Annotated in this window: 11 protein-coding genes; 7 read left to right on the forward strand and 4 right to left on the reverse strand. The window is 70.9% G+C overall.

Translation table 11 applies throughout. The features are described 5' to 3' along the window. Nucleotide 1: 1 nt before the first annotated feature. A complete protein-coding gene (locus tag D7V80_RS16795; RefSeq protein ID WP_233585415.1) occupies nt 2-1615 on the reverse strand; it encodes a CpaF family protein in 1614 nt (537 codons plus the stop codon). A 131-nt stretch (nt 1616-1746) separates the two neighbouring features. Between D7V80_RS16795 and D7V80_RS16800 the strand changes: the two genes are divergently transcribed. From D7V80_RS16800 to D7V80_RS16820, 5 genes are all read left to right on the forward strand, one after another. Next, a complete protein-coding gene (locus D7V80_RS16800) occupies nt 1747-2427 on the forward strand; it encodes a uracil-DNA glycosylase (RefSeq protein ID WP_120589122.1) in 681 nt (226 codons plus the stop codon). A gap of 38 nt (nt 2428-2465) precedes the next feature. Beyond that, nucleotides 2466-3095: a TPM domain-containing protein gene (locus tag D7V80_RS16805; protein WP_120589123.1), complete on the forward strand. Its 630-nt coding sequence runs from the start codon at nt 2466-2468 to the stop codon at nt 3093-3095. Then, nucleotides 3092-4732, forward strand: coding sequence for a TIM44-like domain-containing protein (locus D7V80_RS16810; protein ID WP_120589124.1), 1641 nt, complete (start codon nt 3092-3094; stop codon nt 4730-4732). Before D7V80_RS16805 ends, D7V80_RS16810 begins: the two co-directional genes overlap by 4 nt. A 2-nt stretch (nt 4733-4734) precedes the next feature. After that, on the forward strand, nt 4735-5970 hold the full coding sequence (locus D7V80_RS42790) for a hypothetical protein (protein WP_233585417.1): 1236 nt from the start codon (nt 4735-4737) through the stop codon (nt 5968-5970). Between the two features lie 65 nt (nt 5971-6035). Next, a complete protein-coding gene (locus D7V80_RS16820; RefSeq protein ID WP_120589125.1) occupies nt 6036-6839 on the forward strand; it encodes an acyl-CoA thioesterase II in 804 nt (267 codons plus the stop codon). Here the strand turns inward: D7V80_RS16820 and D7V80_RS16825 are convergent, their stop codons facing one another. The 3 genes from D7V80_RS16825 to D7V80_RS16835 all read right to left on the reverse strand — a co-directional run bounded on the left by D7V80_RS16825 (nt 6840) and on the right by D7V80_RS16835 (nt 9431). After that, the gene (locus D7V80_RS16825) at nt 6840-7565 is read right to left on the reverse strand and encodes an endonuclease/exonuclease/phosphatase family protein (RefSeq protein ID WP_120589126.1); all 726 of its coding nucleotides are present in this window, start codon (nt 7563-7565) and stop codon (nt 6840-6842) included. 23 nt (nt 7566-7588) lie between these two features. Beyond that, entirely contained in the window at nt 7589-7948 is a 360-nt protein-coding gene (locus tag D7V80_RS16830; protein ID WP_014393501.1) for a response regulator, read from the reverse strand. Nucleotides 7949-8096: 148 nt separating this feature from the next. Beyond that, nucleotides 8097-9431: a Xaa-Pro peptidase family protein gene (locus D7V80_RS16835; protein WP_120589127.1), complete on the reverse strand. Its 1335-nt coding sequence runs from the start codon at nt 9429-9431 to the stop codon at nt 8097-8099. A 274-nt stretch (nt 9432-9705) separates the two neighbouring features. Between D7V80_RS16835 and D7V80_RS16840 the strand changes: the two genes are divergently transcribed. Together D7V80_RS16840 and D7V80_RS16845 are read left to right on the forward strand one after the other, a co-directional pair. Then, nucleotides 9706-10551, forward strand: coding sequence for a class I SAM-dependent methyltransferase (locus D7V80_RS16840; RefSeq protein WP_158616652.1), 846 nt, complete (start codon nt 9706-9708; stop codon nt 10549-10551). Between the two features lie 60 nt (nt 10552-10611). Beyond that, nucleotides 10612-11376, forward strand: a complete 765-nt coding sequence (locus D7V80_RS16845; protein WP_120589129.1) for a tetratricopeptide repeat protein — start codon at nt 10612-10614, stop codon at nt 11374-11376. Nucleotides 11377-11499 lie beyond the last annotated feature (123 nt).

Raw genomic sequence — 11499 nt, forward strand, 5'->3', positions numbered from 1 at the left:
CTCACGCCGCAGGGCGGTGGTTTGAGCTTCGCCGGGACGTGGCAGTGAGCACGGGGAAAGCCATGCGGAACCTCTGGAAGGTCGGCGCGCTGGGCGCGGTGTTCGGTGCGGTGCTCAGCGCGGGCGGCGCCTCCGCGAGCAGGTCCTCGGACACCTGCACCAGCGGCTCGGACGCAGGCGACGCGCGGGTGTCCTCCTGCTCCGCGAACGGGTTGCGCGTGGGCGGCGGCGTCTTGTCGTCGTCCTGCGGCGGTGGCGGGCGCGGCGGCAGCGAGGGGCGCAGCGCCGGGGCGGCCTTCGCGGGAGGCGGAGGCGCCGCCGGCTTGGGCGGGGTCGCCGCCGGCTTGGGGCCGCCGACCGGGCCGTCCGGGGCGGCGTTGCGGAGCACCTGCTCGAACCTCGCCCAGTCCTCCTTGAAGTGCGCCGGGTCCGGCAGCCCCTGCTCGCGGTGCTTCAGGGACGGGGCCCAGCGCAGGGTGTACGCCTCGCCCACGTGGAAGCTGGGCGGGGGCGGCACGCCGTAGGTGGCGGGGTCGAAGAAGGCGTCGTCCAGGTCGTCGAAGCCGTACGCGCGGGCCTTCTGGATGAAGTTGGGGATGATGCCGGTGGGCGCGTGGTAGCCCAGGATGTTCTCGTGCTCGTCCTTGGCGACGGGCGTGAAGACGAAGATGTCCTGGGTGCGGTACTCGCCCTTCTCCGTGAGGGGCAGCACCTCCGACAGGGCAATCGTCTTGCGGCTGCCGTCGTGGAGGCGCTCGCAGCAGATGATGAAGTTGATGGCGCTGGCCACCTGGGCGCGCACGGCGACCATGGGCAATTCCACGGACGACATGAGGCACAGGGACTCAATGCGGCGCAGCGTGTCCGTGGGCGTGTTCGCGTGCGTGGTGGCCAGCGAGCCGCCGTGGCCGGTGTTCATGGCCTGCATGAGGTGGAAGGCCTCGCCGCCGCGCACCTCGCCCACCACGATGCGGTCGGGGCGCAGACGCAGCGCGGAGTGCAGCAGGTCTCCCATGTCCACGGCGCCCTTGCCGAACTTGTCGGCGGGGCGGGATTCGAAGGCCACGATGTGGGACTGGTTGAGCTGGAGCTCGGCGGAGTCCTCGATGGTGAGGATGCGCTCCTCGTCCGGGATGAGGGACGAGACGATGTTGAGCAGCGTCGTCTTGCCGGAGCCCGTGCCGCCGGCCACCAGCATGTTGAGCTTGGTGGCGATGCCGGCCTCGATGAGGCGCGCCATGGGCTTGGTCAGCGACTTGAACTTCAACAGCGAGTCGATGGTCAGCTTGTCCTTGAAGAACTTGCGGATGGAGATGGTGGTGCCGTTGCGCGCGATGGGCGGAATCACCACGTGGATGCGGCTGCCGTCGGGCAGGCGCGCGTCCAGGCGGGGGCGCTCCTCGGACAGGGGGCGGCCCACGAACTGGGCCATGTTGCGCGCGGCGCCCAGCAGGCCTTCATCGGAGAAGGAGGCATCCGTCTTGATCAGCCGGCCCTTGCGTTCGATCCACACGTCGGTGGGGCCGTTGATCATGATTTCCGACACCGACTCGTCGTCCAGGTAGGGGAGGACGGGCTTGAGGAAGGCGCGGAGCGACTCGGTGTACATCGTCATGGCGGGCGCAAGGCTAGCGCGCTCCGGCCCGGGCCCCAAGCTCCCGCCTTGAGTGCCTGCTCGCTTTCCGGTGCGGCGGGCCGCCTCAGAACGCGCGCCCTGGTCTAGGGTGCGGCCCTGGGAGGGACACAATGAGCCTGGCGGACGGATTGCCCGAGGATTGGAAGGAAGTACTGCATGACGCCATCCACGCTCCGTCGTTCAAGGAGCTGGAGAAGTTCGTGCGCAAGGAGCGCCAGGAACACACCGTGTTCCCGTCGGAGGAGGACCTGTTCTCCGCGTTCCGCTTCACTCCCTACGCGGACGTGCGCGTGCTGCTGCTGGGCCAGGACCCCTACCACGGCCCGGGTCAAGCCCACGGCCTCGCCTTCTCCGTCCAGCCCGGAGTGCCTCCTCCGCCCTCGCTCGTGAACATGTTCAAGGAGCTCCAGAGCGACGTGGGCGCGCCGAAGCCTCGCGACGGGTCGCTCATCCCGTGGGCGAAGCAGGGCGTGTTCCTGCTCAACACCGTGCTCACCGTGCGCCAGGCCTCCCCCAACAGCCACGCGAAGCACGGCTGGGAGCCCTTCACCGACGCCGTCATCCGCGCCGTCAGCGCCAAGGAGGACCCCGTCGTCTTCCTGCTCTGGGGCAAGCCCGCTCAGAAGAAGAAGGCCCTCATCGACGCGAAGCGCCACATCGTCCTGGAGGGCGTGCACCCCTCGCCGCTGTCCGCCAGCAAGGGGTTCTTCGGCAGCAAGCCGTACAGCACCACCAACGCCGCGCTGAAGAAGCACGGCCAGCACACCATCGACTGGGAGCTGCCCTCGTAAGAGCGTGTCGCCTGGGTTGGCTATAGTGCCCGCCCACGATGGCCACGACCTTCCTCGAAGACGCCGCACGCACGCAGGCCGCCGAAGCCGTCGCGGCCATTGAGTCCCAGACCGCCGCGGAGGTCGTGGTGTCCGTGCGCCGCGCCTCCGGCGACTACGCCCACACCGATGCCCGGCTGGGCGCGGCCGTCGCCTTCGTCATGTTGCTGGTCCTCCTGTTCATCCCGCAGGAGGTCCACCTCTTCGCCTTCCCGCCCGTCGTGCTCCTCTCCTACGCCGCGGGCGTGATGGGGGGCCGCCTGCTGCCGTCGCTGCGCCGCGCGCTCACCCCGCGCAAGCTCCAGGAGGACTCCGTGCGCACCGCCGCGAAGGCCGCCTTCACGGAGCTGGGCGTTTCGCACACGTCGCGCCGCACCGGCATCCTGGTGTTCGTCTCCCTCTTCGAGCGCCGCGTGGAGGTCGTCACCGACTACGGCGTGGACACCTCGCTCATGGGCGCCGAGTGGCAGGAAGCGCTCACGCAGCTGTCCGCCGTGCTGTCCGCGTCCCCCGCGCCCGAGCCCTTCTTCCAGGCCCTGCGCCGCGTCCAGGCACCGCTTTCGCGCGTGCTGCCCCGCCTGGAGGATGACGTGAACGAGCTGCCGGACATGCCAGGAGCCGTGGCGTGAGGCGCTCCCATTCCGTCCTCCTCCTCGCCGTCGCGCTGTTCCTGGGGCTGGGCCTGGCCTCGCTCCCCGACGCCGAGGCGCGCCCCGGCGGTGGCAGCTCCTATCGCGGCTCCAGCCGCGGCTCGTCGAGCAGCCGCGGTTCGTCCAGCAGCCGCAGTTCGTCCAGCTCCAGCAGCCGGTCCTCCTCCTTCGGCTCCAGCAGCAGCCGGTCCTCCTCCTCCTACAGCTCCGGCCCCCGCGCCTATAGCTCCGGCGGCTACAGCTCCGGTGGCTCGTCGTCCTCGGATGGAGGCGGGGCGTTCGGCGGCTTCTGCCTGCTCATCGTCGTCATGGGCGTGGTGGCCATCGTCGTCATGAACGTGAAGTCGGGCGCGGGGCAGCAGGACTGGAGCACCACCACGCCCCATGCGCCTCCGCCGCCCCAGCGCCAGGGCTCGCTGCGCACGAAGCTCGCGCGCCTGGCCCGCGTGGGGCCCAAGGGGTCGGACGGGTCGACGCAGCCGTTGGATCCGGAGTTCTCCATCGTCCTCTTCGAGGACTTCGTCTATTCGCTCTTCGCCCGCGTGCACGAGGCGCGCGGCGGCGGCCGGCTGGACACGCTGGGCGGCTGGCTGTCCGACGGCGCCATCGCGTCGCTCCAGCGAATGGGCACCCCGGACGCGGTGAAGGCCGTGGTGGTGGGCGCCGTCACGTACGAGGCCGTGGAGGGCATCAGCGCGAACAGCCAGCGCGTCCGCGTCGTCCTGCGCTTCGAGGCCAACTACACGGAGGTCTCCGCCGGCTCCGAGCAGAGCTGGTACGTCGCGGAGGAGTGGCTGCTGGAGCGCGACGCGTCCACGAAGTCCCGGGCGCCCGAGGACGCGCGTGCGTTCAAGTGCCCGAACTGCGGCGCGCCGCTGGAGTCCGTGCACGGCCACAAGTGCTCGTACTGCGACACGGTGGTGAACACCGGCGAGTTCGACTGGGTGGTGACGCGCGTCGCTTCGCAGGAGCGCGAGCGGCGCGGCCCCCAGCTCACCGGCACCACGGAGGAGCAGGGCACGGAGCTGCCCACCGTCAAGGACTCGCGTGCGCAGGAGCGGCTGAACGCGCTCTTGCATGACGACCCGGAAGCGACGCCGCTGGCGCTGCGCAAGCGCCTGGAGTTCATCTTCCACGAGATGCAGACCGCGTGGGCCGCGCGCGAGTGGAAGGGCATGCGGCCCTTCCTCAGCGACAACCTCTTCCAGACGCAGCTGTACTGGATCAACGCCTACCGTGAAGCGGGCCTGCGCAACATCACGGAGAACGCGCACATCACGAACATCGTGCTCGCTCGGGTGACGCGGGATGCGTACTTCGACGCCGTCACCCTGCGCGTGTTCGCGTCCAGCCTGGACTACACGGTGCGGGACCGGGACGGACAGGTCGTGGGCGGCAGCCGTTCCCGGGAGCGCGCCTACAGCGAGTACTGGACGCTCATCCGAGGCCGGGGCGTGCGGGGCAAGCCCTCCACGCAGAAGCAGTGCCCGTCGTGCGGCGCACCGCTGTCCATCAACATGGCGGGCCACTGCACGCACTGCCAGGCGCGCGTGACGTCCGGCGAGTTCGACTGGGTGCTCAGCCGCATCGAACAGGACGAGGCGTACCAGGGCTGATCATGCTCACGCTCCATGGGTTTTCGTTGCTCGGTCTCCTCGTCACGGCCACGCCGGCCGCCTCGGCTCCACAGTCCTTTGGAGCCTGGTTCGATGCGCGTGCGAAGGCGGAGAAGGCCTTCGTCCGCGAGCGCTTCCAGGTGGATCTCGACGGAGATGACCGGGATGACGACGTCGCCTGCTACGTCTTCGAGACACCCAAGGAATGGGTCACCACCGCGCCTGTCATCCTGGTGGGGCTCGCCACCGGTGAGCGCTTCGCCTTGCGCGGCCAGGGGCTGGGCCCCGGGTTCGCCGAGTGCCCGAGGGCTCTCCTCCCGAGCACGATGAATCCCCTGAAGATCCTGCTCATTGAGATGAGCGCACCGACGGGCTTCCGGGCGGAGGCATTCCTCCGCTTCGACAAGAAGGGGCCTCTGCTGACGAGCAGCAGGACCCTTGATCAGCGCCACATCCGGATCGTGGACCTGGTGCGGCAGGAAGCGGAGCTCATCTCCTTCGAAGCGTCCAACGCCACGCCCACGGACGGCGGCGACATCGATTCGGGGCAAGAGTCGCCCCCCGTGCGGTCCTCCGCGATGCTCGCCTCCGGCACGAAGGTTCCGGCGCCCCCCGCGCCGGTCTGGCCGAGCTGGGGCCAGAAAGATTGGGCAGGCTTCTCGGATGCGAACCTGAAGGTGCAGTGGCTGCGCAAGGGCGACGGAGTGACGCTCATCGCGACGCTCCAGGACGACCATCCGGTGCCGGCCACCGACACCCGCGTGAAGGCCATCCTCGCGGCGGATCACCTGGAGCTGTGGTGGCGCGAATGGAATGCGGGCTCCGCGCGTCCGGTGCGGTTGGGCGTGGCGCGCACCGCCGACGGCAAGCCCGTGGCCACCTGGCTCCAGCCGCCCGACCGCAAGGACACGCCGCTCCCTCCCGTCCGGTGGACCGCTCCTGACCGGATGGAGGTGGACCTGCCCATCAGCTGGATCCGGGGCAGGACGCCGGCGGAGACCCTCCCCAGCGACCTGGAGCCGCCGTCGGAGCGGACGGAGCTCACGGTCGCCTTCTCCGACAATGATGGCAGGGGACCGGAAACGCTCCTCTCCACCACCCCAAAGCGTCCTGACGGGGAGACCTTCAGCTTCCTCTTCATCGCTGAACCGGACTGTCCCTTCCCCCGGTTGAGCAAGCGCGTCCTCCAGTGGGTGCCCGTCAGTCAGGGCACCACGCTGCGTGAACTCGTCTGGTAGTGCCAGCCGACCGGGCGTGGATCCCCCAGGACATCTCCGCCGGGAACACTAGGATGCGGTGCATCATGACCGCGCCCTTCCTCGCCGCCACCCTCGTTGAACCGCTGGAACCCGGGCATTACCGCTCGCGCTATGAGGCGCCCTGGTATCAGGGCCGGGGTGCGTACGGCGGCGTGGTGGCGGGACAGGTGCTGCGCGCGCTGGAGCACCAGCTGAACGATCCCCAGCGGCAGGTGCGCTCGTTCACCGTGCACTTCTGCTCGCCCGCGGCGGAGGGCGTGGCGGATCTGCACACGCGCATCGAGCGCGCCGGCAAGTTCGTCACCCACGCCACCGCGCGAGTGGAGAGCGGCGGCGGCGTGGTGGCCGTCGCCACGGCGACCTTCGGCGCTGCTCGCGGTGGAGCCCCCGAGTACATGGACTTCGTCATGCCGGAGGTGCCCGCGCCCGGGACGCTCACGCCCGTCCCCGATGACGTGCCCATGCCGGACTTCTGCCGCTTCTTCGAGTACCGCTACTGCGTGGGCTCGCCGCCGTACTCGGGCGGGCCCGAGGCGGAGGTGGGCGGCTGGCTGCGGCCTCGCGTCCCCACGGCGCTGGACCCGGCGCTGTGCGTGGGGTTGATGGATGCGTATCCGCCGTCCGTGCTGTCGCGGCTGGACGGCTTCCGCGCCGCGGCGTCCGTGGACTTCAGCGTGCAGTTCTTCCAGACGTTCCCGGTGAAGGGCATCGCGCCGGACGCGCACTACCTGCGCACCGGCCGCTCGCGCCAGGCCGCGGACGGCTACACGGAGGAGACCCAGCTCCTCTGGGCGGAGGACGGCACGCTGCTCGCGCAGTGCCGTCAGCTCGTCGCCGTGCTCGGCTGATCAGGACACCAGCTCGGCCACCACGGCGTGGTGGTCGGAGACGGCGTCGGGCAGGCGCGCGTAGCGGGTGAAGCGCAGGGCGTGGGAGATGAGCACCTGGTCCAGGCGCTGACGCGCGTTCGGAACGGGATACGTGGGCTCGCCTTCGGAGGGCGTGTGCAGCCCCAGCTCCGCGCAGAGGCGGGCCACGGGGCCCTCCACGCCCTCCGCGTTGAAGTCGCCCATCACCACGCGAGGCCGCTCTGGCCGCTGGCGCAGGGCGTGGATGAGCTGGTCCACCTGCCGCCGCCGCACCGCCGAGGAGAACGGATCCAGGTGCAGGGACACGACCTCCGGCCCGGGCTCCCCGGCGAGCGTGGCCACGACGTAGCCCTTGTCCACGCGCCTATCGCGCCCGAAGTGCGCCGTGTCGCACGACTCCAGCGGCTGCCGGCTCAGCAGCGCCGTGCCCTGCGCGAACAGTCCCGGGACGCCGGAGTGCACGCCGTGATGCACGTGCGGATAGCCGGCCTGCTCCGCGATGCGGGCCACCTGATCCACCCGTCCGCTGAAGAGGCTGGACCGGTCCGCCTCCTGCAACGCCACCACGTCCGCGCCTTCACGGGCGAGCAGCGCCGCCACCCGATCCAACGTGCCCAGCAGCGCGGACCGCCGACGCAGGAAGGGCATGGGCACGGCGAACGGCGCACCGTGCGCTACGTTCAGGGTGAGGACCTTGAGTCGCACGGTGCCGGTGCGCGCGGAACGGCTCAGGCGGCGATCTGCTTGCGCAGCAGCCGCGTCAGCTCCGCGGGGTCCACCGGCTTGGGCAAGAGCTCCGCGCCGTAGCGGATGGCCACGGGCAGCAGGTCATCCAGGTCCGAGTGGCCGGTGAGGAAGATGAACGGCGCGCGGCACTCCTGCAGCTCGCGCATGGCGACGAGCACGTCGGAGCCGTTCATGTCCGGCATGTTGTAGTCGCACAGGATGGCGGCGACGCCGTTGAGGTCCAGGTGGAAGGCCTCGGCGGGGGACTGCACCGTGAGCACCGTGTAGCCCGCGCCCCGAAGTGTGTCCCCCACGGTCGCGAGCACGAAGAGGTCATCGTCGATGACCAGCACGGTTGGCATGGGCGGTCCTCCCGCGCCTGAGCGGCGCGCCGATGCGCGCGAGTGTATCCGAGCCCGCGCGTCCGCGCGCCACGCCCCACCGGGCAAGTCGCCGGGGTCGAGACCGCCCCCGTCGTAGGGTGTGGGCGCGGCGGGCCCACCAGGGCCCTCAGTGTTTCGAGGGCGTGACAGGGGACGGGATGAGGATGAGCTGCTCCTGGGGTGGGTTGAGGTACTCGGCGCCGGTCTCCGTGATGACGGCCATCTCCTCCACGGAGATGATGCGCAGCGCGTCCGGGCTGCTGCCGTCCTTCCATGCGTAGAAGCCGTCGAAGGCGAACACCTGCCCGGGCTGGAGCTTGCGCAGCGCGGAGCCCGAGGGCGGCTTGCCGGACGCCGCGCCGGACAGGGCGGGGCCCGCGTCATGGGCCCAGTAGCCCACGGGGTGGCCGGTGCCCCACATCACGGGCTCGGAGCCCGCTTCACGCATCCAATCGCGCTGGGCCTTGTCCACGTCGTAGCCGCGCACGCCGGGCTTCATCGCCGCGAGCGCGATGCGGCTGCCCTTCTTCGACTTCTCCCACTTCGCCAGCGCCTCCGCGGGAGGCTGCGTCTGCCCCGGCGCCAGCACGTACGCGAAGCGCTGGATGTCCGTCACCCACGTGCCGCCCACGCGGATGCCGAAGTCCGTCTGGATGAAGTCCCCCGGCTGGATGACGCGGTCGGTGGCGTTCGAGTGCCCGCGCGTGGGCCCGCTGTTCACGTTGGGGTTCTGGTCCGGCTGCCACCCGTCACCCACGCCCAGCTCCGCGATGCGCTTCTTGAGGAAGCGCGCCACGTCCGAGTCCCGCGTCTTGCCGGGCACCACGGTGCGGTACGCCTCCTCCTCCAGCTTCGCGGTGATGTCCGCGGCCTTGCGCAGGATGTCCACCTCCTCGGGCGTCTTCACGGACAGCCACTCGGAGACCAGGTCCTCGGAGGACACCAGCTTCTTGCGCAGCGCGGGGGACAGCGCCGCCTCCAGCTTCGCGCGCTGCGTGGCGGACAGGCCGTCCGCGATGGACATCCGCTCCGACGAGTTGATGGCCACCTTGGTGGGCTTCGCCTTGGTGAGCCGCGCGGCGATGAGCGCGTGCACGTCCTCGCCGCGCGCGAAGGCCACCACCTCGTCCACCACGCCCATGTCCCGGAGCGCGGTGGCCTCGCCCTCGGGGGAGAGCGCGGTGGAGCGCAGCGTTTCACCGTCGCGCAGGAACAGGAACGCGGCGGTGCCGCCAGCGTTCTCCCCTCCCACATGGCTGGCGAGCGGGTCGTTGTCGTTCTCGCGGCAGAGCACCACCCACGCGTCCACGCCCGCGCGGGCCATGGCCTGGGGCAGCAGCTTCTGGAGGCGCTCCTTGCGCACGCGAGGCCACGCGCCTTCCGCGGCGGGCACGGCGGGCGCGGCTTGGGCGAGCGAGGCAAACAGCAGGGCGGAGAGGAGGACGGGCCGGACACGCGTCATGGATGCGCTCTTCCTGGTGGGGGAGGGCGCGGATTGTTTCACGACCGCACGGCGCGGCAACCCACACGCCGTGCACCGCGCGGGCGCTTCACCTGGAAGTCCAGGAATCACAAGAGACATGTCCGGGACGTGGGCCTGTTCGTGGATGGACGCGGCCCTGCCCCCGGGTCGCGGGCACGGATGGCTGTCTGTCATTGCGTCGGGACCGCCGGGAGGGCGCGAACGGCGCCAGGGCTTGCGAGCGTGCGCGTCGTCTCCAACCCCGGAGTCGCACATGCGTGTCGAAGAACCGAGTGCCGCCGCGGAGTACGTCCTGGGCAACGAGGACCGGGAGCTGCGACGGCTGATGCTCCAGGCCCAGGTGTACGCGCCGCTGACGGAAGGAGTGCTGCGCGCGGCCGGCCTCAAGCCCGGCATGCGCGTGCTGGACGTGGGCTGCGGCGTGGGGGACGTGTCCTTCCTCGCCGCGGAGCTGGTGGGCCCCACGGGCGAGGTGGTGGGGGTGGACCGCGAGGCCCGCGTCCTCGCCTGCGCCCAGCGCCGCGTCGAGTCGCGCGGCCTGCCCCACGTGCGCTTCCAGCAGAGCAGCCTGGAGTCGCTGCCCGTCGGCGCCCCCTTCGACGCCATCATCGGCCGGCTGGTGCTGATGTTCCAGCCGGACCCGGTGACGTTCGTGCGCCGCATGGCGGAGCACCTGCGCCCCGGCGGCGTGCTGGCGATGCATGAGCTGGAGCTGGCGGCCATGGGCCTGGCGCACCCGAAGCTGCCGCTGTTCAACCGCGTCTGGGGCTGGATGCTGCCCACCTGCGAACGCGTGGGCATCAAGGTCCACATGGGCATGGAGCTGGTGTCCACGCTGCGGCGGGCCGGGCTGGTGGTGGATGACGGCGTGGTGGGCGGACGGCTGGGCGTGACGCCGGACGCGGAGACCACGCATGCCCTGGTGGAGACCGTGCGCACGCTCCTGCCCCACATGGAGCGGCTGGGCGTGGCGCTGGCCATGGAGGTGGACATCGACACGCTGGCCGCCCGCCTCACCGCCGAGCTGCGCGCCAACGGCGGCGTGCTGGTGCCCAGCCTCATGGTGGGCGTCTGGGGCCACCGTCCAGGCCCTGTCTGACGCCGCCGTCTTCGCACGACTTCACGAGCGGCGGGGGAGTGGGTCGCTTAGAGTGGCCTCATGGCAAAGACGGCATCCCGCAAGTCCCCCGCGAAGGCCAAGAAGCAGCCCGCGCGCCCCGCCGCGCCCGCGAAGACACCGGCCCGGCCGGTGAAGGCGAAGGTGGAGAAGGTGGAGCCCCGCCGCGCCTCCGCGTCGTCCCCGAAGCCCCCCGTGCTGGAGGCCGAGCCCGTCTTCGACTCCGGCCCCGTGGCCGACCCCCGCGAGTCCGCGCCCAAGAGCCTGCCCGCCGGTGAGCCGAAGGGCCGGGTGCTGCCCTTCGAAATCGACCCGGCCCAGCTGGAGGCCGGCTTCCAGAAGCTCCGCGGCGAGCTGGTCCACTGGACCAACAAGGGCCGCTACACCAAGGTCCGCTTCAAGTTCCGGGGCAAGCAGCTGCTGCCCGACCTGCCCCTGGCCGCCGTCGTCGCCGCCGAGGGCCTGTCGTTCTACTGGGGCGGCATCCTGCGCGTGCTCGTGGCCAACGTGGTGGGCAAGAGCGTGTTCGAGGTGGAGCTGGTCAACGACGCGGACAAGCGCGTCCAGGCGGGCCGCGAGGCGCTCCTGTCCGGCGATGTGGACCAGGCGCTCACGCTGTTCCGCGAAGCGCTCGCCATGGACCGCGACAACGCCAGCGCGCACCTCAACGTGGGCGTGGCGCTGAAGCTCCGCGGCGACCGCGAAGGGGCGCTCGCCGCGTTCGAAACCGCGAAGGCCAGGGACCCCGAAGGCGGTGTGGGCGCGGAGGCCGAACGGCTGGCCGCGAGCCTCCGCCCGAAGACGTGAAAAACGGGCCTGGAAAACGGGCCCGGAATGGCCTGGAAACGGCCCCGGAAAACGGCCTCCGGTGGGGCTGAAAACGCACCGCCCGGATGTTCCATCCGGGTGCCCCGGAAAGGCCTCTTCCGA

It is taken from the genome of Corallococcus sp. CA054B (assembly GCF_003611625.1).
Taxonomy (GTDB): Bacteria; Myxococcota; Myxococcia; order Myxococcales; family Myxococcaceae; genus Corallococcus; species Corallococcus coralloides.